At 67.3% G+C, this 22,755-nt stretch carries 21 protein-coding genes; 7 read left to right on the plus strand and 14 right to left on the minus strand.

Annotation, left to right across the window (positions count from 1 at the left end):
- Positions 1-30 precede the first annotated feature (30 nt).
- The 7 genes from H536_RS23060 to H536_RS0101540 form a co-directional block, all read right to left on the minus strand.
- Complete coding sequence (locus H536_RS23060) at positions 31-330, minus strand: DUF1289 domain-containing protein (RefSeq protein ID WP_024348785.1); 300 nt, start codon at positions 328-330, stop codon at positions 31-33.
- A gap of 158 nt (positions 331-488) precedes the next feature.
- Positions 489-953, minus strand: a complete 465-nt coding sequence (gene rirA / locus H536_RS0101510; protein ID WP_024348786.1) for an iron-responsive transcriptional regulator RirA — start codon at positions 951-953, stop codon at positions 489-491.
- A 149-nt stretch (positions 954-1,102) separates the two neighbouring features.
- Complete coding sequence (gene metH, locus H536_RS0101515) at positions 1,103-4,900, minus strand: methionine synthase (protein WP_024348787.1); 3,798 nt, start codon at positions 4,898-4,900, stop codon at positions 1,103-1,105.
- A gap of 720 nt (positions 4,901-5,620) precedes the next feature.
- Positions 5,621-6,106, minus strand: coding sequence for a DoxX family protein (locus tag H536_RS0101525; protein WP_051141478.1), 486 nt, complete (start codon positions 6,104-6,106; stop codon positions 5,621-5,623).
- Positions 6,099-6,893 carry an HvfC/BufC N-terminal domain-containing protein gene (locus H536_RS0101530; RefSeq protein ID WP_024348790.1) on the minus strand — a complete coding sequence of 265 codons (795 nt, stop codon included), beginning with the start codon at positions 6,891-6,893 and terminating at the stop codon, positions 6,099-6,101. The genes H536_RS0101525 and H536_RS0101530 overlap by 8 nt, the downstream gene beginning before the upstream one ends.
- Complete coding sequence (gene bufB / locus H536_RS0101535) at positions 6,890-7,792, minus strand: MNIO family bufferin maturase (RefSeq protein ID WP_081651777.1); 903 nt, start codon at positions 7,790-7,792, stop codon at positions 6,890-6,892. Before bufB ends, H536_RS0101530 begins: the two co-directional genes overlap by 4 nt.
- Positions 7,793-7,865: 73 nt before the next feature.
- On the minus strand, positions 7,866-8,162 hold the full coding sequence (locus H536_RS0101540) for a BufA1 family periplasmic bufferin-type metallophore (RefSeq protein ID WP_024348792.1): 297 nt from the start codon (positions 8,160-8,162) through the stop codon (positions 7,866-7,868).
- Between the two features lie 188 nt (positions 8,163-8,350).
- Here H536_RS0101540 and H536_RS0101545 point away from each other — a divergent pair, with 188 nt between their 5' ends.
- The 3 genes from H536_RS0101545 (at position 8,351) to H536_RS0101555 (ending at position 10,671) form a co-directional block, all read left to right on the plus strand.
- A complete protein-coding gene (locus H536_RS0101545) occupies positions 8,351-8,905 on the plus strand; it encodes a sigma-70 family RNA polymerase sigma factor (RefSeq protein WP_024348793.1) in 555 nt (184 codons plus the stop codon).
- A 4-nt stretch (positions 8,906-8,909) separates the two neighbouring features.
- Entirely contained in the window at positions 8,910-9,545 is a 636-nt protein-coding gene (locus H536_RS0101550) for an NrsF family protein (RefSeq protein ID WP_024348794.1), read from the plus strand.
- 130 nt (positions 9,546-9,675) lie between these two features.
- Positions 9,676-10,671 (plus strand): threo-3-hydroxy-L-aspartate ammonia-lyase, encoded by a 996-nt coding sequence (locus tag H536_RS0101555; RefSeq protein ID WP_024348795.1) that lies wholly within the window; start codon positions 9,676-9,678, stop codon positions 10,669-10,671.
- Between the two features lie 37 nt (positions 10,672-10,708).
- Here the strand turns inward: H536_RS0101555 and H536_RS0101560 are convergent, their stop codons facing one another.
- Together H536_RS0101560 and H536_RS0101565 are read right to left on the minus strand one after the other, a co-directional pair.
- Complete coding sequence (locus H536_RS0101560) at positions 10,709-11,371, minus strand: protein-L-isoaspartate(D-aspartate) O-methyltransferase (protein ID WP_024348796.1); 663 nt, start codon at positions 11,369-11,371, stop codon at positions 10,709-10,711.
- Between the two features lie 69 nt (positions 11,372-11,440).
- Positions 11,441-12,370, minus strand: a complete 930-nt coding sequence (locus H536_RS0101565; protein ID WP_024348797.1) for an NADP-dependent oxidoreductase — start codon at positions 12,368-12,370, stop codon at positions 11,441-11,443.
- A gap of 208 nt (positions 12,371-12,578) precedes the next feature.
- Between H536_RS0101565 and H536_RS0101570 the strand changes: the two genes are divergently transcribed.
- Positions 12,579-13,367, plus strand: coding sequence for an HpcH/HpaI aldolase family protein (locus H536_RS0101570; RefSeq protein ID WP_024348798.1), 789 nt, complete (start codon positions 12,579-12,581; stop codon positions 13,365-13,367).
- A 78-nt stretch (positions 13,368-13,445) separates the two neighbouring features.
- On the opposite strand, the gene H536_RS0101575 is transcribed toward H536_RS0101570, so the two are convergent.
- Together H536_RS0101575 and H536_RS0101580 are read right to left on the minus strand one after the other, a co-directional pair.
- Positions 13,446-14,561, minus strand: coding sequence for a helix-turn-helix transcriptional regulator (locus H536_RS0101575; RefSeq protein ID WP_024348799.1), 1,116 nt, complete (start codon positions 14,559-14,561; stop codon positions 13,446-13,448).
- Between the two features lie 91 nt (positions 14,562-14,652).
- Positions 14,653-15,051, minus strand: coding sequence for an ANTAR domain-containing protein (locus H536_RS0101580; protein WP_024348800.1), 399 nt, complete (start codon positions 15,049-15,051; stop codon positions 14,653-14,655).
- A 556-nt stretch (positions 15,052-15,607) separates the two neighbouring features.
- Here H536_RS0101580 and H536_RS24175 point away from each other — a divergent pair.
- Entirely contained in the window at positions 15,608-15,802 is a 195-nt protein-coding gene (locus tag H536_RS24175; RefSeq protein ID WP_155898343.1) for an FGGY-family carbohydrate kinase, read from the plus strand.
- Positions 15,799-16,650, plus strand: coding sequence for a TIGR01459 family HAD-type hydrolase (locus tag H536_RS0101590; protein WP_024348802.1), 852 nt, complete (start codon positions 15,799-15,801; stop codon positions 16,648-16,650). The genes H536_RS24175 and H536_RS0101590 overlap by 4 nt, the downstream gene beginning before the upstream one ends.
- Positions 16,651-16,698: 48 nt before the next feature.
- On the opposite strand, the gene H536_RS0101595 is transcribed toward H536_RS0101590, so the two are convergent.
- Both H536_RS0101595 and H536_RS0101600 read right to left on the minus strand, forming a co-directional pair.
- On the minus strand, positions 16,699-17,373 hold the full coding sequence (locus tag H536_RS0101595) for a class II aldolase/adducin family protein (RefSeq protein ID WP_024348803.1): 675 nt from the start codon (positions 17,371-17,373) through the stop codon (positions 16,699-16,701).
- Between the two features lie 89 nt (positions 17,374-17,462).
- On the minus strand, positions 17,463-18,356 hold the full coding sequence (locus H536_RS0101600; protein ID WP_029702551.1) for a sugar-binding transcriptional regulator: 894 nt from the start codon (positions 18,354-18,356) through the stop codon (positions 17,463-17,465).
- 664 nt (positions 18,357-19,020) lie between these two features.
- On the opposite strand from H536_RS0101600, the gene H536_RS0101610 reads away from it, so the two are divergent.
- On the plus strand, positions 19,021-20,691 hold the full coding sequence (locus H536_RS0101610) for a BCCT family transporter (protein ID WP_024348806.1): 1,671 nt from the start codon (positions 19,021-19,023) through the stop codon (positions 20,689-20,691).
- Positions 20,692-20,905: 214 nt separating this feature from the next.
- Here the strand turns inward: H536_RS0101610 and H536_RS24180 are convergent, their stop codons facing one another.
- Positions 20,906-21,322 carry a hypothetical protein gene (locus tag H536_RS24180; protein WP_155898344.1) on the minus strand — a complete coding sequence of 139 codons (417 nt, stop codon included), beginning with the start codon at positions 21,320-21,322 and terminating at the stop codon, positions 20,906-20,908.
- Positions 21,323-22,755 lie beyond the last annotated feature (1,433 nt).

Here is a 22,755-nt window from a genome sequence, read left to right on the forward strand (position 1 = left end):
TGTCTCGACAGTGTTTGCGGGCGGCCCGGATCAGGCCTCGTCGCCCTCCACCGGGATCGGACAGGGAACGCCCTCCCGCTCGCATTTGCGCCGGTAGGACATGATCCAGAAAGCCGGGTTGCGCGCCGATTCCTGCAGCCGCCCGATCAGCGTCTCGATGAACTCGCGCTTCTGCTCAGCACCGCCTGACGACGGGAAGGCCTGCTTCTCGGCCTTGGTCATCGAGCAGCCGACGCAGCGGCCCTGGCGCTTGTATTTGCAGATGTCGACGCAGGGGGACGGCGCGGTGGCCCAGGCGGCGTCCGCGGCGTCGGTAACCTTGGTATCCATGAAGAGGGCTGGCCGCTGTTGACGAAATGGCGGGTGACGGCCGGCATATAGGAGCGTCGCCGCCATCCTGCCAGCGGTCGCGCACGCACATCACACACACGAGGGTGACCGGCGCGCCATCCGTGCGCCGGTCCCATCAAACGATCGCAGGATGCGCGTCAGCTCGCCGCGGCGAGCCCGTGCACCGGTTCCATCAGGCCGAGCCGCCGGCGCATGAACGCCTTGTTGCCCAGGAGATCGTCGATCGTGTAATTGCCCAGTGCCCCGAGAAACGCGTTCAGTGCCTCGCGCAGGGCGGAATTGAGCTCGCAGCTCTCGATCAGCGGGCAATCCACGGCGCCGGTCTCGAAGCACTCCGCCAGGGCGAAATTCTCTTCGGTCACTTCCACGACATTGCGCAGATTGATCGCCGCAGCCGGCCGCGCCAGGCGCACGCCGCCATTGCGGCCGCGCACCGTCTCGACCATGCCGGCCTCGACCAGCGGCTGCAGGATCTTGAACAGGAACAGCTCCGACGCCGAATAGGCTGCCGCGATATCCTTGATGCGACTGAGCTGCCCGCCATTGGAGGCGCAGTACATCAGGATCCGGATCGCGTAGTTCGTCTGGCGGGTAAGCCGCATCAAATCGTCCTCGACCATCGTCGCTGGTTAACTTCCAGCGAACCCAATCTAGAACGATTCCAGCATCATGAGAAGGGGAAGCGGGAACCGCGCATCCGCGCGGCCCCGTTTCGTCCCGTTTCGGCGCCGCAAGCGCCGCGCCCTATGCCCTATTCCGCCGCCTGTGCGGGCGTCTCGGCGGCCGCCGTCGGAATGTAGTTGAGGATCGGCGCCAGCCACCGCTCGACCTCGGCGACGGGCATGCCCTTGCGCGCGGCATAATCCTCGACCTGGTCCCGCTCGATCTTCGCAACCCCGAAATAATAGGAGTCCGGGTGTCCGATATAGAGGCCGGACACCGAGGAGCCCGGCCACATGGCGTAGCTCTCGGTCAGCTTCACGCCGGTGGTCGCCTCCGCGTCGAGAAGCTCGAACAGCGTCGTCTTCTCGGTGTGGTCGGGCTGGGCCGGATAGCCCGGCGCCGGCCGGATGCCGGCATAATCCTCGCTGATCAAATCTTCCGGCGTGAAGGTCTCGTCCGGCGCATAGCCCCAGAATTCCCGCCGCACCTTCTCGTGCATGCGCTCGGCAAAGGCCTCGGCGAATCGGTCGGCGAGCGCCTTGACCATGATCGACGAGTAGTCGTCATTGGCCTTGGCGAAGCGATTGGCGATCGCCTCCTCCTCGATCCCGGCGGTCACCACGAAGCCGCCGACATAATCCGCCTTGCCGCTGTCCAGCGGCGCGACGAAGTCGGCCATCGCGACGTTCGGCCGGTCGCCGCGCTTGGTCAGCTGCTGGCGCAGCGTGTAGAGCGTCGCCAACTCCTCCTTGCGGTCGTCGCCGGTGAACAGGCGGATGTCGTCGCCCACCGAATTGGCCGGCCAGAAGCCGATCACGGCCCGCGGCTGGAACCACTTCTCGGCGATGATCTGCTTGAGCATGGCCTGCGCGTCGTTGAACAGCGACCGCGCCGCCTCGCCCTGCTTCTCGTCCTCCAGGATGCCCGGATAGCGGCCCTTCATCTCCCAGGTCTGGAAGAACGGCGTCCAGTCGATGTAGCGCGACAGCTCCTCCAGGTCCCAGTCCGTAAAGACCCGGGTGCCGGTGATCGCCGGCTTGACCGGCTCGTAGGCCGCCCAGTCGCTGACCTGCGCGTTGGCGCGGGCCTGGGCCAGCGGCAGCCGCTTCTTGTCGCGCTCGCCCTTGCGATGCGCTTCGGCGACCTTCTGGTAGTCGGCCTTCACGCCCTCGACATAGGCGTCGCGGGTTTCCTCGGAGAGGAGGTGCGACACCACGCCGACCGCGCGCGAGGCATCGGTGACATAGACCGTCTGGCCCCGGTTGTAGCCCGGGTCGATCTTCACCGCCGTATGCACCTTGCTGGTCGTCGCCCCGCCGATCAGCAGCGGGATGTCGAAGCCCTCGCGCTCCATCTCGGCGGCGACATGCACCATCTCGTCCAGCGACGGCGTGATCAGGCCGGACAGGCCGATGACGTCGACCTTCTCCTGCCGCGCCGTCTCCAGGATCTTGGCGGCTGGCACCATCACGCCGAGATCGATGACCTCGTAATTGTTGCAGGCCAGGACCACGCCGACGATGTTCTTGCCGATGTCGTGGACGTCGCCCTTCACGGTCGCCATCAGCACCTTTCCGGCGTTCGAGCGCTCGTCGGTGCCGTTCAGCCGCTTCTCCTCCTCCATGTAGGGGAGCAGATGCGCCACGGCCTGCTTCATCACGCGGGCCGACTTGACCACCTGCGGCAGGAACATCTTGCCGGCGCCGAACAGGTCGCCGACGATGTTCATGCCGTCCATCAGCGGCCCCTCGATGACGTGCAGTGGGCGGTCCGCCTCGAGCCGCGCCTCTTCGGTGTCCTCGACGATATATTCGGTGATGCCGTTGACCAGCGCATGGGCGATGCGGTCCTGGACGCTCTTCTCGCGCCAGGTCAGGTCCTTGGCCTTGGCCTCCTTGCCGCCGGCGCCGCGCCAGCGCTCGGCCAGTTCCAAGAGCCGCTCGGTCGGGTCGCCGCCATCGGCGCGCTTGCGGTCGAGGACGACGTCCTCGCAGGCCTCGCGCAGTTCCGGATCGATCGACTCGTAGACCGCCAGCTGGCCGGCATTGACGATGCCCATGTCCATGCCCGCCTGGATGGCGTGGTACAGGAACACCGCGTGCATCGCCTCGCGCACGGCCTCGTTGCCGCGGAACGAGAAGGACAGGTTCGACACGCCGCCGGAGATGTGGGCGCCCGGCAGGTTCTGGCGGATCTGACGGGTCGCCTCGATGAAGGCGACGCCGTAGCCGTTATGCTCTTCGATGCCGGTGGCGATCGCGAAGACGTTCGGATCGAAGACGATGTCCTCCGGCGGGAAGCCGGCCTCTTCGGTCAGGAGCTTGTAGGCGCGCGTGCAGATCGCGACCTTGCGCTCCAGCGTGTCGGCCTGGCCCTGCTCGTCGAAGGCCATGACCACCACAGCGGCGCCGTAGCTGCGCACCAGGCGCGCCTGCTTCAGGAAGCTCTCCTCGCCCTCCTTCATGGAGATCGAATTGACCAGCGCCTTGCCCTGCACGCATTTCAGACCGGCCTCGATCACCTCGAACTTGGAGGAGTCGATCATCACCGGAACCTTGGCGATGTCGGGCTCGGCCGCGATCAGGTTCAGGTAGTCGATCATCATCTGCTTGGAGTCGATCAACCCCTCGTCCATGTTGACGTCGATGATCTGGGCGCCGTTCTCCACCTGGCTGCGCGCCACGTCGAGGGCGGCCGGCAGGTCGTTCGCCTCGATCATCTTGCGAAAACGGGCCGAGCCGGTGACGTTGGTCCGCTCGCCGACATTGACGAAGGGGATCTCCTTGGTCAGCGTGAACGGCTCCAGGCCCGACAGGCGCATCAGCGGCGCGATGGTCGGCACCTTGCGCGGCTTGTAGCGCGCCGCCGTCTCGGCCACCGCCTTGATGTGGTCCGGCGTCGAGCCGCAGCAGCCGCCCAGGACGTTGACGAGCCCTTCCTCGCAGAAGATCTCGACCTCCTTGGCCATCTGCTCGGGGCTCTGGTCGTATTCGCCGAATTCGTTCGGCAGGCCGGCATTCGGATAGGCGCAGACGAAGGTGTCCGCGACGTTCGAGATTTCCGCCAGATGGTCGCGCATCGCCGCGGCGCCGAGGGCGCAGTTCAGGCCGATGGTAAAGGGCCGGCCGTGCCGCACCGAGTGCCAGAACGCCGTCGGCGTCTGGCCCGACAGCGTGCGGCCGGACAGGTCGGTGATGGTGCCGGAGATCATGATCGGCAGCGTCACGCCCTTTTCCGCGAAGATCTCCTCGCAGGCAAAGATCGCCGCCTTGGCGTTCAGCGTGTCGAAGATCGTCTCGATCAGGATCAGGTCGGAGCCGCCGTCGATCAGGCCGCGCAACTGCTCGCCATAGGCGATGCGCAGATCGTCGAAGGTGACGGCCCGGTAGCCCGGATTGTTGACGTCCGGCGAGATCGAGGCGGTGCGGTTCGTCGGTCCGAGCGCGCCGGCGACGAAGCGGCGCTTGCCGTCCTTCTCCTCGGCGCGGATGCAGGCGCGCCGGGCCAGCCGCGCGCCGTCGCGGTTCAGCTCGTAGACCTGGTCCTCCATCTGGTAATCGGCCTGGGCGATCGTGGTGGAGGAGAAGGTGTTGGTCTCCAGGATATCCGCGCCGGCCATGGCATAGGCGTAGTGGATGTCCTCGATCGCCTGCGGCTGCGTCAGGTTCAGGAGATCGTTGTTGCCCTGCAGGTGGCATTCGCAGGCGCCGAAGCGATGCCCGCGGAAATCGTCCTCGCCGAGGCCCAGGAGCTGGATTTCGGTGCCCATGGCGCCGTCGAGCACCAGGATACGCTCGGAAACCGCCTTGCGCAGCGCCGCGGACGCCTCTGCCGGCGAACGGCCTTCGGTCATCGCCCCGAAAAGCTTGTCGGACGTCTCTGTCATGGCTTCACCGTTTCCTTGTCGCTCCGCGGCAAATCACATAAACATATCCTTATGTCAATATTTGCCACGGCGTCGGCCTGTCTGCGCCCACCCTTACACCATGCCCGCGACGGATAGAATTCGAGCCGTGGCGCAGATGCTTGCGCCCGCGCCCGACAGGCGGATGACGGCTGCGGTGGAGGTGAGCGTCAGGCACTCTCCGTCACACGGCAAACCGACAGCGTCATCGGATGCGTCGCCCCTGGGCAGGAGAGCGACATCGGCCGCCATCGCAGCCGCCGCGTCACCCCCGCCATCCGCAGAAAACACACCCCACCTCCCCACTCGGCGTCATCCTCGGGCTCCGACCCGAGGACCCATGCCAAGCCGCCCCAACCGCCGCCACGCCGCAGACCGCGCCCCTCCTCCCCCGAAGCGACAGCGGAACCGCAGAGGAATGGGTCCTCGGGTCAGGCCCGAGGATGACGGCGTTGATGGAAAGGCACCGACAAACCACGACGTCAGCCTTGCACAAGCTTCAGGGCGTACCCATCTGTGTGTGGTGCAACGCGTCCCTGACTTGTCAGGTCGATGCGCCCAGGGTCTTCTGCTCTTCGTCCGACCACGGATGTACTGGCGAGTCGAAGAGTGAGGCCCGCACATTGTCTCTCAGAGACAACGCGGAGCCGCCGGGCAATGTCCTTGGCGGCTTTTTCGTGTCTGGAGCCCTGATGTGCCGCCCTAGACGGACGGCATCCCCCGCGGCCGGGCGCGCGCCCCGTCGCCGAAGATCAGACTGTCCAGCGCCAGCCGGCCGCCGCCGAAACACATCAGCGTCAGCGCCATCGCCGCCCAGGGCAGATGAAAATTCGCCCAGCCCTCCGGCACGGTGATCTGGATCACCGCGGTCATCAGCAGGAGCGCAAGGGCGGCAAAGCGCGTGCCCAGCCCCAGCACCAGGAGGATCGGCAGCACGATCTCGGCGATTCCCGCCAGATGCGCGCTCAGGATCGGCGCCGGATAGGCGTATTCGGCACCCAGGATATGCAGCTTGAACTCCTGCGTGAACAGATAGCGCGCGCCGCCCGACAGCTGCAGGAAGCCGTCCCACTTGGTGAGGCCGGACCTGTAGAACGGCACCGCCAGCGCGACCCGCAGGGCGAGCAGCGGCAGGGCCGCCGGCACCGCGCCCAGCGCCGCCTCGGCACGGATCAGCAACTCACGCATCCTCTGTCTCCCTATCGCGAAAGCCGGTCACGGCGCCGAGATCGATGAGCGCGATCAGTGCCTCGCCGAAGGCGAAGGTCTGGTCCGCGTCGACAGCCGCCCCGGCCGCCTCCGCCAGATTGGCCCCCGCCACCAGTGCCGCCACGAAGGGCACGCCGCAGGGTGGCAGGATGGTCGACCGCAATTCCGCATCCGGCCGCGTCACCAGCACCGCCTCTCCCCGCCAATTTTCGACCGGGCGCACCGGCTGCTCCTGATGGTGCGACCAGATCGTGCCGATGGGAAAAGGAGAGCGCACCAGCCGCACGGCCGGATGCAGCGCCGGCGTTATGGCATCGAGCCGCGACGGGTCGAGCCCGGCAAGGCCCGCCCGGTCCAGCGCGTGTGCTTCCGCCGCGTGATAGGCCTGCGTCAGCGCCACCTCGAGCCGGGCGACATCGGCGAGATAGGGCAAGTCCTCCGCCGGCGCGAAACCGGCGACGAAGTCCGCAAACCCGTGGCCGTATTCGAGCATCACCGGCGAGGCGGGCTTCTCGGCGGTCACATAGGCGCGCGCCATGATCTGGAAGAAGGCGTCGCCGACCAGTTGCCGGACCACCGGAAATGCCTTTTCCAGCGCACCGACCAGCCCGACATGGACATTGTTGCGATAGACCGCGAAGCGGCGGGCGTCGCGTGAGCCGCGATGCGTCGTCAGCCCCGCCGGCATCTCTGCCTCCGCCCCGGTCAGGGCGGCGACGAAATCCTGCGCGCCCGGCCTCGGCGCGGTGCCGGCCGCCGCGCTCATGCCGCCGACCGGACGCGGCGATCTACCTGCCGCGCGTCGGCCAACGCCCCTTCCACCCGCGCGACCTCGTCCATCAGCGCCGCGAAAGGAGGCACGTCATTGTCCCATTCCACCAGCGTCGGCAGCGGGCCGCTCTTTCGCAAGGTGTGCTGGTAGAGCGCGAAGACGTCGGGCAGCACCGGCGCGTTGTGCGCGTCGATCAGCAGCCGCTCGCCGGCATCGTCCACCGTCTCGTCATAGCCGGCCAGATGGATCTCCCCGACGCGCTCCAGCGGAAACCGGTCGATATAGGCAAACGGGTCGAGGCGGTGATTGACCGCCGACACCATGACGTTGTTGACGTCCAGCAGCAGGCCGCAGCCGGTGCGCTCGGAAATCGCCGTCAGGAAGTCGATCTCGTCGATGCTGGATTCGGCGAACAGGAGATAGGTCGAGGGGTTCTCCAGCAGCATCCGCACGCCGAGCGTTTCCTGCGTCTCGGCGACATGCGCCACCACCCGCTCCAGCGTCGCAGGCGTATAGGGCAGCGGCAGAAGATCGTTGAAGAACGCGCTTTCATGGGTCGACCAGGCCAGGTGCTCGGAAAAGCTCGCCGGCCGGTAACGATCGATCAGCGCCTTCAGCCGCGCCAGATGCGCCCGGTCGAGGGCGCCCTCGCCGCCGATCGACAGGCCGACGCCGTGCAGCGACAGCGGATAGCGCGCGGCGATCGCCGTGAGGTACCGGTGCGGCGGCCCGCCGGCGCCCATGTAGTTCTCGGCATGAACCTCGAAGAAACCGACCGCCGGGTCCGTTTCCAGGATCTCGCCCGCATGTTCGAGCTTCAGGCCGAGCCCAGCGGCGGCGGGCAAGGGCGATGTATCCGCCATCGATACGGCGGTCTTGCGATGTGACGACATGGGGGCAGCCTCCCGGAAGCCAGCGTCGGGGGAAGGCCCGGCTTGCCGGCCGGGCCTTCCGGTCAGGGCCGTGTCAGCTCGGCACGTCGCGGGTCAGCGGCTCGGTCGAGCCCATGCGGTCGCCCGGCACGTCCATGGTTTCGCAGGTTCCGGCCGGCACCGCCTTCCAGGCATTGCCCTGGTAGTCGACGCTGGACGTGCCGGCGCAGGTCGTGCCCGGGCCGGCGGCGCAGTCGTTCTGGCCGGCCAGCGCCACGCCGTAGCACTTCACCGTATCCTTGCTGTCCTGCGCCGAAGCCGGCAGCGCCGAGGCGGTCAGGGCGGCGGCGAGCGAGCCCGCCAGTGCGAGATTGAGAGAGCGACGGTCCATGGAATCCTCCTTCGAGACCTTTGATCGGGCGACACCGTTGCCGGTCCCGCCTCCCTGTCTTCGCCCTCGCTGCCCGGTTCGTTACGCCCTCTCGACCATCACCATCATGTGAACCGCGTCGCGCCCTGCCGGCGGAAAAATTCGCCATGCTGCGAAACATCCAAGGCACTGCGCGCGAAGGACCAGACATGAAGCCTGCCTCGCCCGTCCGGCCCGGACGACTGGAATCCCTCTTGATGGCGGCCAACGCCGGCGACGACGGCGCCTATCGTGATTTCCTGCAGGAGGTCGCGGGCCTTCTGCGCGGCTTTGCCCGCGCCAGGGCGCCGGTGCATGCCGGCGGCTTCGATCCGGAGGATCTGGTCCAGGAGATCTTGATGGCGGTGCATCTGAAACGACATACGTGGCGCGAGGGCGAGCCCGTGAAGCCGTGGCTCTTCGCCATCGCCCGCCACAAGGCGATCGACGCCTATCGCCGCGAGGGCCGGCGCATCAATCTCGACATCGCCGACTTCACCGACACGCTGGACGATCCCGCCACCATGCCCAACGCCAAGGCCCACGACATCTCCCGCGCAATCCTGTCGCTCGCCGGCCGCCAGAGGGAGGTCGTCGCCTCCCTGTCCGTCCATGGCCATTCCATCACCGAGACCGCCAGTCGCCTGGGCGTCACCGAGGGCGCCGTGCGGGTCGCCTTCCATCGGGGCCTCGCCGCGATCGCCGCCAGATTCGGACGGACCTGACGCCATGCAGACCGACACCCTCATCGACACGCTGGTCGCCGACCGCCAGCGGACCGCGCCGGAGACAGGCCCGTCCTGGCTGCTGCTCGCCCTTGTCGCCGCGGCGCTCGCCGGCCTTGTCTTCTTCACCGCCATCGGCGTCCGGCCGGATTTCGCCGGTGCGCTGCAGACCATCCGCTTCGACTTCAAATTCGTCGTCACCGGACTGCTGGCCGTCACCGCCATCGTCACGATGCGGGCCTTCTCGCATCCCGGCGAACCGCTGCGTCGGCTGTGGTGGCTGGCGCTGCCGGCCGGGGTGATGCTCGCCGCCGTCCTTGCCGAGCTGATCGCCCTGCCCTCGGACACATGGATGGCCTATCTCGTGGGCTCCAACGCGCTGATGTGCCTGACCGCCATCCCCTCCATGGGTGCCCCGGCGCTGATCGTCTTCCTGTGGGCCCTGCGCCGGCAGGCACCGACCCGGCCGGCCCTTGCCGGCGGGCTTGCCGGCCTCGCCGCCGCCGCCCTCGCCGCCATCTTCTATGCGGCGCAATGCACCGACGATTCGCCGCTCTTCGTCGCCGTCTGGTATCCGCTGGCCGCCTCGGCGCTGGTCGCGGCGGGCGCGCTTCTGGGCTGGCGGCTCCTGCGCTGGTAGCGCCTCCGGGCGTCGCGGCACCACGCCTCGCAGCCTCGGGGCGGCGCCCTTTACATCGCCCCATCGCTCACGTTGAACACGGCGCATGGGCGCGGGGTGCAGCCGCGCCGTTCCAGATGAGGCGCCATCGATGACCGCAATCGCAAACGCCGGATCGTCCTCCGGCACCCGCCTTCCGACCTTCGCCGATGTCGCCGCCGCGCGCGAGCGCATCGCCGGCATCGCCCACCGCACGCCGGTCCTGACCTCGCGCTTTGCCGACGCGCGGACGGGCGCGACGCTTCACTTCAAATGCGAGAACCTGCAGCGCGCCGGCGCCTTCAAGTTCCGCGGCGCCTGCAACGCCATCGCCGCCCTGCCCGAGGATGCGCGCCGGCGCGGCGTCATGGCCTATTCCTCCGGCAACCACGCCCAGGCGATCGCGCTGGCCAGCCGCATCGAGAACGTGCCGGCGACAATCCTGATGCCGGCCGACGCCCCGGCCATGAAGGTCGCGGCCACCCGCGGCTACGGCGCTGACGTCATTACCTACGACCGCTACAGCGAGGACCGCGAGGCGCTGGCCAACACCGTCGCGACGGATCGCGGCCTGACGCTGATCCCGCCCTACGACCATCGCGACATCATCGCCGGACAGGGCACCGCGGCGGCCGAACTCTTCGCCGAGACCGGCCCGCTCGACATCCTGCTGGTCTGCCTCGGCGGCGGCGGCCTCCTTGCCGGATCGACGCTGGCCGCAAGCGAACTGTCGCCCGGCTGCCGCGTCATCGGTGTCGAGCCGGAGGCCGGCGACGACGGCCGCCAGTCCCTGGCCCGGGGCGAAGTCGTGCGCATCGACGTGCCGCGCTCCATCGCCGACGGCGCGCTGACCACCCATCTCGGCGATCTCACCTTCCCGATCATCCGCGACCGGGTGGATTCGATCGTCACCGTGCCCGACGCGGCGCTGGTCGACGCCATGCGCTTCTTCGCCGAGCGCATGAAGATGGTGGTCGAGCCGACCGGTTGCCTGGCCGCCGCCGCCGCCTTCACCGGCGCGGTGCCCTGTGAAGGCCAGCGCGTCGGCATCATCGTCAGCGGCGGCAATGTCGACGTGGCGAGCTACGCCCGCTTCCTCGCCGACTAGGGTCGCCCCGTCCCGCCGACACCGGAGCCGCACCCCGTCAGTCTCCGGCGTCGCCCGAAGCGTCCGGCCAGCCTTCGCGCCCGATCAGCGGCACGAAGGCGACCATCTCGAGCACGGTCTCGTCGAATTCCGTGGCCGAGCGCCGGGTGATCCGGCGCAATTCCTGGCCCTGCCGCGTCCGGCCGACCGGGATCACCAGCCGCCCGCCGATCGCCAGTTGCGCGCGCAGCGCCGCGGGAACCGCCGGCGCGGCCGCGGCCACCAGGATCGCGTCGAAGGGAGCGGCGCTTTCCAGCCCGCGCGTGCCGTCGCCGATGGTCACCGCCACATCGTAGCCGAGCGCCTGCAGCCGCGCGCGCGCCGACTCGCCCAGCGCCGTATCGCGCTCGATCGAGACGATGGTCGCGCCCATCTCGGCCGCGACGGCGGCGGCATAGCCCGAACCGGTGCCGACATCGAGCACCCGGTCCCCCGGCGCGATTGCCGCCGCTTCCAGCATCCGCGCGACGATATAGGGCTGCGAGATCGTCTGCCCGCCGCCGATGGACAGCGGCCCGTCCACATAGGCGGACGACACCAGCGCCTCCGGCACGAAGGCCTCGCGCGGCACCCGTCCCATGGCCTCGAGCACGCGGCGGTCCGAGATGCCGTGGCGGACGAGCTGGTCCTCCACCATCCGGCGGCGCAGTTCCTCGCTCATCGGCTCTCTCCCTGGTTTCCGGTCGCCCTCGCGCAGCTGTCCCGTTGCTCTTTGCCCCGCTGTCGCCGCTTACGGCACCGGGCTGAGCACGATCTTGCCGCGCACATGGCCGGTCTCGATCCGCTCATGCGCCGCCGGCAGATCCGCGAACGCCATGGTCGCGATCTCCGGCGGCCGCACAGTACCCGAGGCGACGAGGTCGAGGATCCGCGTCAGATGCGCCCGGTCGCGCCCGACATGCGGCCGCACGATCCTGATGTTTTCGGGCGTCGCCATGTCGGCCGGCCCCGGCGCAATGTGCACCAGCAGGCCGCCGGGCTTCAGCACCTTCAGCGAGCGACGATGCACCTCGCCGCCGATCGTGTCGAACACCACGTCGCAATCGGCCACCGCCTCCTCGAAGGACGTGGCAGTGTAGTCGATGACGCTGTCGGCACCGAGATCGCGCAGATAATCGTGATTGCGCGCACTGGCCGTCACGAACACCTCCGCGCCCACATGCCGGGCATATTGCACGGCGAAGCTGCCGACGCCGCCGGCCCCGCCATGGATCAGGATGCGCTGGCCGCGCGCGAGCTGCGCCACGTCCTCCAGCGCCACCAGCGCCGTCAGCCCGGTCAGCGCCAGCGCCGCCGCCTCGACATGGGACAGCGCCTCCGGCTTGCGGGCGACGAGCCCGGCCGAGAGTGCGAGCTTGCCGGCGCAGGCGCCCTCATGGCCGCGGTCGAGCACCCCGAACACGGCATCGCCCACCGCGACATCGGTCACGCCCTCGCCTAGGCTCGCGACCGTGCCGGAGAAATCCCGGCCGAGCGTCAGCGGAAAGCGGATGGCATCCGCCCCCGGCGAGCGGCCGGCCCGCAGCTTGGCGTCGGCCGGATTGACGCTCGCCGCCTTAACCGTGACCAGCACCTCGCCCGGCCCCGGCACAGGATCGGGCACCTCGCGCAGCATCAGGCTGTCCGCCGGTCCGAATTCGTCGATCTGCCAGGCCTGCATGGCCGCCTCCCCCTCAATTGCGCCGATGTGGCGACATGCCGAAACGGGCGGGCCCGCCACCGTCCGGCAAGCGGCACCGCCTCCTCGCGCTCCCGCCGCCTCACCCCTTATGGTCCTCCGCTTAGGAGAAAAGAACCGGCGAGACGCTTTCGTCCCGCAACTTTCCCGCCTATCACTTCATCAGGCAACCTGACGGATTGGAAGACCCATGGCGCATCCCGTGACCGCTCGCGAGAACCGGCTGAAGACCCGCGTGGCCGCGGGCGAGAAATCCTTCGGCGTCTGGCTGCAAAGCGCCAATGCGACCACGGCCGAGATCGTCGGGCTCGTCGGCTTCGACTTCGTCATCATCGATCAGGAGCACGGCACCGGCGACATCCAGTCGGCGATCGACATGATGCGGGCGCTGAACGGCACGCCGACCACCGCCATCATCCGCGTGCCGGCCGCCGATCCCGCCTATCTGAAGCGCATCGTCGATGCCGGCGCCGAGGCCGTGCTGGTGCCCATGGTCAATTCCGCCGCCGAGGCGCAGAGCGTCATCGACGCCTGCCTCTACACGCCCTTCGGCCAGCGCGGCAACGCCGCTGCCGTCGTGCGCGGCTCGCGCTACGGCCTTGTGCCGGACTATGTCGCCACCGCCCACGAACGGCTGATGGTCATCCCCCAGATCGAAACCGTCGAAGCCGTCGCCAATGCCGAGGCGATCGCTTCGGTGCCCGGCGTCGACATGGTGTTCATCGGCCCCGCCGACCTGTCGGGCAGCGCCGGCATGCCCGACCAGACCGGCGCGCCCGAGGTCGAGCGGCTGATCGCCGAGGCCGAGGCCGCCGTGCGCCGCGCCGGCAAGCCGCTGGCCACCGTCCCGCGCCAGGGCCGCAGCTGGCAGCAGCTTCTCGGCGAGGGCTACGCCGCCGTCGCCTCCGGCAGCGACATCGCCTGGCTGCGCGATGCCGCCCTTGCCCAGGCGAAGGAATGGCACGATTTCGCCGGCTGACCGGCGCTTGGCAAGCTGACCTTGCCGCGCGCAGTCGGGTCGGCTGTCCCGGCCCCGCCTCCACGGCGGCGACAGGCATCAATCCGCGTCGGCCTTGCCGGCCGCGGCCGGGTCCGGTCCCGGAACATGCAGCCCGGCCAGCAGGCTGACGAGCTCGGCCTGCCGGGACAGGCCGGTCTTCATGAACACCGCCTTCAGCTGCGAGCGGACGGTTTCCGGCGAATTGCCGGAGATCCCTGCCAGCGTCTGGATGGTGCCGCCCCTGGCGATGCCGCGCGCGACGCGGGATTCGGCCGGCGTCAGGTCGAACAGCCCTTCGATGATGTCCGCCGACGGCACCTCGCGGCGCGTCACGGGCGTGATCAGCAGAACCGCCGAGGCCGAGAAGAAGATGTCCCGCGCCGCCAGCCGCACCGGCACCAGATGGGCGATCATCGGCGGATGCCCTTCGCGCGCCGCCAGCGGGATCGAGCGCATCGACCGGGCTCGGCCTTCCGACAGGACATCTGCCAGCAGCGCATCGGCGCCCGGATCGCTGAAGGCGACGCGCTTGCTGCCGTCGCGGATCACGTCGGGGATCAGCGCCTCGAACAGCCGGTTCGCCGCGGCGATGCGGTGCGACAGCGACAGCACCGCCCCCGGCAGGCCGACGAGGCCGAGCATTTCCGTCGCCGCATGCGCCCGCTCCAGCTCCAGCCGTCCGGACAGGACGGCCGCCCGCGCCAGATGCGGCCGCAGCGCGTCGAGCTTGTCCACGGCGGCACGGTCGAAGGGACCGTCGTCATAGCGGCGCTCGAAGGTGTAGAGCAGCTTGTCGCCGGTCGGCACCTTCACGCCCGTCCCGGCGCACCACCCATAGCCTCGGGGCCGCAGGAACTCCGTATACATGGGCTGGGTGTCGAGGTGCTCGCGCGTCATCACGTCGAGCTCGGTGATGAAACCCGGATGGGTGGACGTCAGTCCGTGCGGCGTCCGCATATCCATCTCCGGGCGGCCGAGCGCCGCGAAGTCGGCGAGCAGGTCGGACATCATCTTCGAACCGACCCAGCGCATGCCGTCCGGATGAAGGTCGAGCAGCGCGCCACCGCAGCTTCCCACGTCTTCGGCGACGTCGTGGAGAATGGCCGGCCAGAACTCGCCGACGAAGGCAGCCTCGTAGATCCTGTCGACAAGGTCCGTCTCGCCGCGTGGCATGCTCCGCTCCGTCCGATGGCCGACAAGCCATCAGACGCTACGAATTACATCCTCTGCGTGCAAGCGGGATGCATCGCCTGCATGTCGCGCCTCACGCATGTCCCTCGCGCTCGACAACCCGCAGCACGTAGTCGCCGAGGAAATCCGGCGTGTCCGGATCGTAACGGACGGTCGCGATATACGGGTACTCGTCGGCGAAGGTCCCGAGGTCACCGCTCGCCGAGAACAGCAGCGTCGGGATCCGCCGGCGCTTGAGCACGGCGAGCACCATCGGCAGATAGCGGCAGCGGGCATCGACGCCGACCACGGCCACGTCGTAGTGCCGGCGCAGAAGGTAGCCGAGCTTCGCCGGCAGGCTGATGCAATCCGCCAGGATCTCCCGTCCGAGGAGAACGTCCTCGATGAACGCGGCCACCAGCGGGTCGTCGACCAGCACCAGCGCCTCCAGGCCGGACATCCTGCCGCCGAAACTGCCGGCCCCGTCCATCATCGCCCGACACCTGCCATCCGGCCCACGCACCGCGCCCGTTCGAGGACGAGAGTGCGTCGACGTCTTCCTGCGGAACTGCGGCTCGAAACGGTGGCACCCGCGACAGCCTGATGCATGATCGTGCCCTTCGGTGCGCGGGCACCGGCCCGCATTGTTCCCATGGTCCCGCCGGTCGCCCGTCTCCGCATCCCCCGTTTGAGGGATACGCCCAGCAAACCGGCCGCATCGGCCCGTCACGCCCAGGAGAACCGGGCGCGGGCGACGACTCGGCCGGGTTTCGGCACCTCATATACAGAAACCTGCCGTAGCGTCATTTGACAGGCGCATCAGAAGGTGAAAATTTTTACGCGCGCTGAGAAGATAAGCACAAGCCGGACAGCTACATGGGGGAGCGAAACATGATCGCCACGGCTGCGCCGCCTTGTTTGACCACCGCTCCGAACGCCGGGTGCCGCCCTGCCGATCCACGGCCTTTGCCCCGCGCCTGACACCGCGACCGGCGGAGGATACGATTTTCCTGCAGGGGCTCCCCGAAGGCATCGCGCGGATCGAGACGATGGGGTATCGCAAGCTCGACGCACTCGGCGCCCCGCCGCTTCGCAATGTCCGCACGGTGGGCGGCGGCGCCGTCAACACGGCCTGGAGGGAGATCCGTCGGGCCATGCTGGGCGTGCCCTTTCTGCCGGCGCGGGCATCGGATGCGGCGGCGGGCACGGCCCGTCTCGCCCTCGGCAGGAACGCCCTCCCATGACCGGTCACGCCATGCAGTTCGACAGACTTCGCGACATCGCCGAACGCTACGACGCCTTCTTCCTCGACCAGTTCGGCGTCGTCCATGACGGCACCGCGGCCTATCCCGGCGCGCCCGAGGCGGTTGCGGCACTGGCCGGTCTCGGCAAACCGGTGCTGTTCGTCACCAATTCCGGCCGGCCGGCGGCCTTCAACGAGGACCGCCTCGCCCGTCTCGGCATCGCGCGCAGCCTCTATCTCGCCTGCGTCACTTCCGGCGACGTCGCCATCGGTCTCTGCGAGGACGGCACCATCCCGCTGCCGCGGGACCGCGAGATCCGCTGCCTGACCCTGTCGAGCCCCGGCGACACCAATTTGTCCGACCGGCTCGGCTGCCGCGCCGTCGAGGCGGCCGCGGACGCCGATCTGGTCGTCATCGCCGGAAGCCAGGCCGACCGCATCGCCATGGCCGAGTATGAGGACCGCATGCGCCCCGCCGCCAGCCGCGGCGTGCCCTGCATCTGCACCAATCCCGACCGCGAGATGCTGACGCCGCAGGGCCTCGTGCCGGCCGCCGGGGCGATCGCCGACCTCTACGCGGCGCTCGGCGGCGAGGTCACCTTCGTCGGCAAGCCCTATGGCGAGATCTACGCCGCGGCCCATGCGCTGATCGCCGACATCCTGCCGTCGCGCATCCTCTGCGTCGGCGACAGCATCGACCACGACATGGCCGGCGCCGCGTCCTTCGGGGCAGCCAAGGCATTGGTGCGCACCGGCATCCTCGCCGGTGCCGATGACGAGACGGTCGCCGCCCGAATTGCCGCGGAGGGCGTCACCGTCGACCACCATCTCGCCGGCCTGCAATGGTGAGCCCGCGATAGCGCCGCGCCCCGTTCGCATCGCGGGGAAAGACGCGTCTCAGCCGGCGATGGCGTCGCGAGACTGCAGGCCGTAGCTGCCGAACCCCTCCAGCACCTCGGCGATCTCGGCATCGCTCAGGATCACCGGGCCGCCCGGCAGCAGCAGGCTGTGGTGATATTGCTGGGCCAGCGTCTCCAGCTCGACCATCCGCCACATCGCCTTGTCGAGATCGCTGCCGATGGTGATGGCGCCGTGATTGGCGAGCAGGCACCCCGTCCGCCCGTCCAGCGCTGCCAGCGCTTCGCGGGACAGCGCTTCCGTGCCGTAGCGCGCATAGCCCGAGCACTTCACGTCGGTGCCGCCGAAGACGGCGACCATGTAGTGGCAGGCGGGGATCGCGCGGCGGGTCATCGCCAGAGTCGTGGCGAAGATCGGATGGGCATGGACGACCGCGCCCGCATCCGGCCGCGCGCGCAGGATGTCGCGGTGAAAGCGCCATTCGGTCGACGGCTTCAGCGGCCCCGACCAGTCCGAGCCATCGCCTTCCAGCGGCACCGAGACGATCATCTCCGGCGTCAGCGCCCCGTAGGGCGTCGCGCTCGGCGTCAGCAGCATCGCATCACCATGGCGCGCCGAGATATTGCCCGACGTGCCCTGATTGATCCCGTTGCGGTTCATCTCCAGGCACAGATCGATGATCTGCTGCCGCACCGCCCGTTCGCTGTCGCGCATTGGTCCCTCCCTCTCGATTGTCGTCCGCCGCCCCACCCCGGAACCGGGCCCGTGCTCCCATCCCCGGCCCAGACGCGCGCTGACCGCCCTCACGCGGCGGCGTTCTCCGCCAGGATCGCCCGGGCCGTCACCTCGTCGGTCACCAGCCCGTCCAGGAATTCGCTGCGCAGCAGCGCCAGGATCGGCGACACCTTGTCGGCTCCGCCCGCCAGCGCCACGACCCGCGAGGCCCGCAGATGGTCCAGCGTCGGCGACAGCGCCCGGGCGCTGACGGCTTCCGCCACCGGCTGACCCGCCGCGTTGAAATAATGCCCGAGCAATTCGCCGACGGCCTTGCCGGCGCGGATCTCGCCGATCTCGTCGGAGCCCACCAGGCTGGCGGTGAACAGGAACGCGTCCTCGGTCACGTCGCCGATGCCGGCAAAGACCAGCCGCGCCGAGCAGGCGAGGTCGAAGACTTCGCCGACGCCCGGCTGGCTCAGCAGCACCGCCTTGTCCTCGGCCGTGTTGGCGAAGGTCGGCAGCGGGATCTGGAAGGCCTCCGCGCCGGTCTTTTCCGCCAGCCGGTGGATGACATCGTAGGGATTGGCGGCAAAGCGCCGGGTGAAACCGCCGAGCACCGAGACGAAGCGCGTGCGCCCGGTCGCCACCGCCGGCATGGCGTCGACGGCCGCCGCCAGGGTGCGGCCATGGCCGACGCCGATCAGCGCGTGTTCGCCGCGCTCGATCTCGTTCTTCAGGAAGTTCGCGCCGGCGATCCCCAGCACCCGCAAAGGCAGCGCCGTCTCCTCGCCGAGATCCGGCGCCACGCTGCAGAACTCGAGCCCGAAGCGCTGGCGGATCGTCTCCTCCAGCTCAAGGCATTCGGCCACTTCCGCATCGACGAAGACCCGCACCAGCCCGTCGCGATGGGCGCGGGCGATCAGCCGATGCGCCTTGATGCTGGTGACGCCGAGCCGCTTGGCGATCTGGCCCTGGGTCATCCCGCCGGAAAAATACAGCCAGGCGGCCCGCGCCGCGAGACCGGCCTCCCCGTATTCGTCATGGCGGTGTGGCGCCTCGTTCGGCACGGCAGTCTCCCGGTTCCGCGGACATCGCCGCACGCCATTTCACCGACAACGCAGCGAGCTGGAGCTATCCACCGCCGCCGCACGCCCGGCAAGCCTCACCCCCGGCGCCTGCCGCCGACTGTACAGAATCCTAGAGACGCGCCCACAGAATTGCAAAATATTGCGTCATGTGCATAGATTTTCCTGCCGTTGCGGAAACCGAGGCAGGCCCCGGCATATGAGGCGTACATGGCCTTTACTGCCTCGAACTCGCCTTCCGCGAGCGCGAGCCCGCCGATCGCCAGGTCGTGGCGGCCCTCGCCGAATCCGTCGCCCATCGGGCCCCTATGCGGACACCGGCCTCGCCCAGAACGATCGCGTCCCGTCGCGCGCCTGACCGGTGCGGCGCCTGAGCGGCTCCCCCTTGCGCTCGCCGCCGACGCCGGGGCGATCCGCCCCGCGGTCGCCCCCGCGCCACGCCAGACCCCGCCCGTGCCGGCTGGCACGCGGCCACCTTTCGAAGCGCCCATTGCGTGACTTTCCGCCGGACCGCCCCATAAGTAGCTGACCAACGACGCGAAACGGAGCTCGATCGACCATGGCTGGCATGCGACCGCAAGAACGCCTCTGGATTTTCCCGAAGGTCAATCGCCCGGTCTTCCTCGTCTCCGCCCTGCTGATCGTCGCCTTCATCGTCTTCGGCGCGATCTTCAGCGATTTCGCCAACACCATCTTCACCGGCGTCCAGGGCTGGCTGACCGGCTATCTCGGCTGGGCGATGATCGTCCTCGTCAACGCCCTCCTCGTCTTCGTGGTCTTCCTGGCGCTCGGACCCTTCGGCGACGTCCGGCTCGGGCGCTCCGACGAAAGCCCCGAATATTCGCTGTTCTCCTGGACCTCCATGCTGTTCAGCGCCGGCATCGGCATCGGCCTCATCTACTGGGGCGTCGCCGAGCCGATGTACCATTTCTTCGCCCCGCCGAACGCCGAACCGGAAACCGTCGCCGCCGCCCAGGAGGCGATGGCCATCAGCTTCATGCACTGGGGTTTCCACGCCTGGGCGATCTATGCGGTCGTCGCGCTGGCGCTGGCCTATTTCCACTTCCGCAAGGGCCTGCCGCTGGCGATCCGCTCGGCCCTGTTCCCGCTGATCGGCGACCGGATCTACGGCCGCTGGGGCGACCTCGTCGACATCATCGCCGTCTTCGGCACGATGTTCGGCATCGTCACCTCGCTCGGCCTCGGCGCCATCCAGGTCAATACCGGCCTCACCCAGCTCTTCAGCGTGCCCGAGCATGTCAGCGTTCAGATCGCGATCATCGCCGCCATCACCGCCATGGCCACCATTTCGGTGGTCGCGGGCCTCGACGGCGGCATCAAGCGCCTGTCCAACATCAACATCGTCCTGACGCTGCTCTTCCTCGCCTTCATGGTGATCGTCGGGCCGACCCTGTTCATCTTCGACAGCTTCGTCGGCAATTACGGCTACTACATCAGCCGTCTGATCCCGCTCGGCACCTGGAGCGAGAGCTGGCGTGCCGGCAACGAGGCCGGCGACTGGCAGAACAGCTGGACCATCTTCTACTGGGCCTGGTGGATCAGCTGGGCGCCCTTCGTCGGCGTCTTCGTCGCGCGCATCAGCCGGGGCCGCACGGTCCGCGAGTTCATCGTCGGCGTCATGCTCCTGCCCTGCACGATCATGTTCTTCTGGTTCACTGCCTTCGGCGGCACCGCCATCTCGATATCGCTCACCGGCGATCCGGCGCTGATCGAGGCCACCCGGGAGAATTACGCCAACACCATGTTCGTGCTCCTCGGCTACTTCCCCTATTCCGGCGTCGCCTCCCTCTTCGCCACCGTCTTGATCGTCATGTGGTTCGTGACCTCCTCCGATTCGGGCAGCTTCGTCATCGACATGCTGACCGCCGGCGGCGATCCCAACCCGCCGAAGATCCAGCGCATCTTCTGGGCGGTCTCGGAGGGCGCGGTCGCCTCGGTGCTCCTCCTCGCCGGCGGCCTGGGCGCCCTGCAGGCGGCGGCCGTCATCGCCGGCTTCCCCTTCGCCGTGGTGCTGTGCCTGATCGCCTGGGGCCTGATGCGCGCCCTGCGCTGGGACGACCTGATGGTCCACCGCCACCGCCAGCGCTTCCGCAGCGATGCCGAGGCCGAGCACAACATGGGCACCGAAGCCCACGACGCCTATGCCGAGCTCCCCTCCGCCGGCGAACCCGACGCCCCGCCGCCATCCTCCGCCGTCCCGGCGGAGTGACCGGCAAAGGTCGAGGGTCCGCCGGCATCCAGCTGCTACGACAGGGGGGAGTGCCCCGCGCTCTTAGGCAGGAAGAATGGTAGCGACAGGGGAACTGCTCCCCCGGACAAGCGGGTTTTGATTGAGGCTAGCTTTCCAGGGTGGATTACACCTCGCCAGCTTAGATTGTCGCATGGACTGATCTACGATCCCGAGCGAAGGCTATTTCAGCGTTTTAGTCGACTACAACAATGCGTAAATCGTTGTTCCCTGGGAGGGGGTCGCCTACACTATCAATTAACCGCGCGGAATATTTTCCGGGACAAAGAGCAAAACGATAATCATAAATTCTGTATTCATTCGTCTCCGGGATGAAAACTACATTCACCTTTATGTCCCTTGCGCCGACCTCGGCACTCGATAGACCCAGTGCATGCCAAACCTCCCTGAAGGTCATAGAACTAAGAACGCCAAAGATCTGCTCTGAACCAGAGAGTTCCCGGAGGGCTTTTGCCGAAGGCGAAACCGGCTCACGCTCATAGCATTCTCCGTCGCGGGTAAAGAAAAACGCTACAGGACCGGCTGTTGGATTCCGCAAATTTCCCCAGAAATATAACGCTTTCCGACCATCAACAGTGTCGAGAGCGCTCATAGATACACTAGCCCCGTGAGGGATTACACCGACACATTGCCTATCTACGACATTACTGCAAAATGCTGCATCTCTGACCGACTGAGCAACCGCAGCATGTGACACGAGACAGAACATTAGCAGACTGCCTAAAGGAAGTAGTTTTGCTATTCTGCCCACACTTTTCCTCCCAATATCGTATGCTACAAACGGTTTAGTTTAAACCGAGTTCTGGCACGCGAACGCTTCGGCTACTCGCATGGGTGCTTCCGTTGCCCGAGGGCAGGCAAATGCATTCACGGAGGACCAGAATCAACATCCATGTTTGCGAGCGAGCTAGCAGATGCCCACCGACTCAATCAACTGTAAACAATCATCAACGTCAAGACTATTCGAAAACACCAGAACATTCTAGGGCACTCTATCTGTTACAAAACTAGGAAATGCGGCCACTGAAAGCATGAAGGAATGCATTTTGCTTCCTGAGGCCCAAATGCTTGTGATATCGACGAAAATTAAGCTCGGATCTTAGGCCTGGATGAGCCAACTTCTCACAAGCCACACCTTCACGTGATTATTTGATACTCGATCCACGTCGTCACTACGCATCCAATCTGACGTTTAGTCACCTAGGATGACACGCTGAGTAGCCCGCACGCAAGTCGGCCTACGGCATGCGAGACCTAACCACCTGGAATATCTGGAAAAATTTGGTAGCGGGAGAGGGACTTGAACCCCCGACACGCGGATTATGATCTGAACGCCACACATCTACAGGGTTGAAAACGCACGATATTTTCTCGAGAGCGTTGCATTTGCGCTGCGTGGCAACCACACCCAACCGTCAGACGAGACGCGAGAAGGCACTCGCATGCCTGTATCTACCGATCGAAGCGGGATCCCCAAATCTGGGGATGTCTACCGCCTGGATGCACATAATCTCGGTCCCCGTTCGGGCACTTCGCCCGATGGAGGGCACCCAATGAACTTCATAGCCGCAATCGCCATCTGCCTGAGTTCCACGCCGGTCAGCCAATGCCAGAGACAATCCGCGGTCCATTGGTTTGCACTGTCCGAGCCAAGCGCCGGTCTCGCCGACTGTATGCGGGAGGGTATGATATCGGCAGCACGTTCGCGTTTATTGAAAGGCGGTGATTATCCGAAGGTTTTTTGCCGACCATCAGAGTGGAAGCAAACCATCGTAGCCGTGGATGGCGGGTCCTTGCGGTAAGCGGTCGTAGTTCGACAATGTCCACGCGTTTTCTTGAGGCGCTCGTTTTAGAAGACGACGACTTGGTCGCCTCATTCATCGAGGATGTTCTGCTAGCTCGGAACATTGGCTCGGATTGCATCTCGCTCCCGGGTCGCTTTGATTACCTACTCCGGCGTCGATACGACGTCGCAGTAATCGGAGTTGAAACCCCTCGCCGCTATATGCATCTCTCCGCGGAGAT

It is taken from the genome of Aurantimonas coralicida DSM 14790 (assembly GCF_000421645.1).
Taxonomy (GTDB): domain Bacteria; phylum Pseudomonadota; class Alphaproteobacteria; order Rhizobiales; family Rhizobiaceae; genus Aurantimonas; species Aurantimonas coralicida.

Coding starts and splice junctions, on each gene's coding strand:
- H536_RS23060 (WP_024348785.1), bottom strand. CDS start 330: ATGGATACCAAGGTTACCGACGCCGCGGACGCCGCCTGGGCCACCGCG.
- rirA (WP_024348786.1), bottom strand. CDS start 953: ATGCGGCTTACCCGCCAGACGAACTACGCGATCCGGATCCTGATGTAC.
- metH (WP_024348787.1), bottom strand. CDS start 4,900: ATGACAGAGACGTCCGACAAGCTTTTCGGGGCGATGACCGAAGGCCGT.
- H536_RS0101525 (WP_051141478.1), bottom strand. CDS start 6,106: ATGCGTGAGTTGCTGATCCGTGCCGAGGCGGCGCTGGGCGCGGTGCCG.
- H536_RS0101530 (WP_024348790.1), bottom strand. CDS start 6,893: ATGAGCGCGGCGGCCGGCACCGCGCCGAGGCCGGGCGCGCAGGATTTC.
- bufB (WP_081651777.1), bottom strand. CDS start 7,792: ATGTCGTCACATCGCAAGACCGCCGTATCGATGGCGGATACATCGCCC.
- H536_RS0101540 (WP_024348792.1), bottom strand. CDS start 8,162: ATGGACCGTCGCTCTCTCAATCTCGCACTGGCGGGCTCGCTCGCCGCC.
- H536_RS0101545 (WP_024348793.1), top strand. CDS start 8,351: ATGAAGCCTGCCTCGCCCGTCCGGCCCGGACGACTGGAATCCCTCTTG.
- H536_RS0101550 (WP_024348794.1), top strand. CDS start 8,910: ATGCAGACCGACACCCTCATCGACACGCTGGTCGCCGACCGCCAGCGG.
- H536_RS0101555 (WP_024348795.1), top strand. CDS start 9,676: ATGACCGCAATCGCAAACGCCGGATCGTCCTCCGGCACCCGCCTTCCG.
- H536_RS0101560 (WP_024348796.1), bottom strand. CDS start 11,371: ATGAGCGAGGAACTGCGCCGCCGGATGGTGGAGGACCAGCTCGTCCGC.
- H536_RS0101565 (WP_024348797.1), bottom strand. CDS start 12,370: ATGCAGGCCTGGCAGATCGACGAATTCGGACCGGCGGACAGCCTGATG.
- H536_RS0101570 (WP_024348798.1), top strand. CDS start 12,579: ATGGCGCATCCCGTGACCGCTCGCGAGAACCGGCTGAAGACCCGCGTG.
- H536_RS0101575 (WP_024348799.1), bottom strand. CDS start 14,561: ATGCCACGCGGCGAGACGGACCTTGTCGACAGGATCTACGAGGCTGCC.
- H536_RS0101580 (WP_024348800.1), bottom strand. CDS start 15,051: ATGATGGACGGGGCCGGCAGTTTCGGCGGCAGGATGTCCGGCCTGGAG.
- H536_RS24175 (WP_155898343.1), top strand. CDS start 15,608: ATGGGGTATCGCAAGCTCGACGCACTCGGCGCCCCGCCGCTTCGCAAT.
- H536_RS0101590 (WP_024348802.1), top strand. CDS start 15,799: ATGACCGGTCACGCCATGCAGTTCGACAGACTTCGCGACATCGCCGAA.
- H536_RS0101595 (WP_024348803.1), bottom strand. CDS start 17,373: ATGCGCGACAGCGAACGGGCGGTGCGGCAGCAGATCATCGATCTGTGC.
- H536_RS0101600 (WP_029702551.1), bottom strand. CDS start 18,356: ATGACCCAGGGCCAGATCGCCAAGCGGCTCGGCGTCACCAGCATCAAG.
- H536_RS0101610 (WP_024348806.1), top strand. CDS start 19,021: ATGGCTGGCATGCGACCGCAAGAACGCCTCTGGATTTTCCCGAAGGTC.
- H536_RS24180 (WP_155898344.1), bottom strand. CDS start 21,322: ATGAGCGCTCTCGACACTGTTGATGGTCGGAAAGCGTTATATTTCTGG.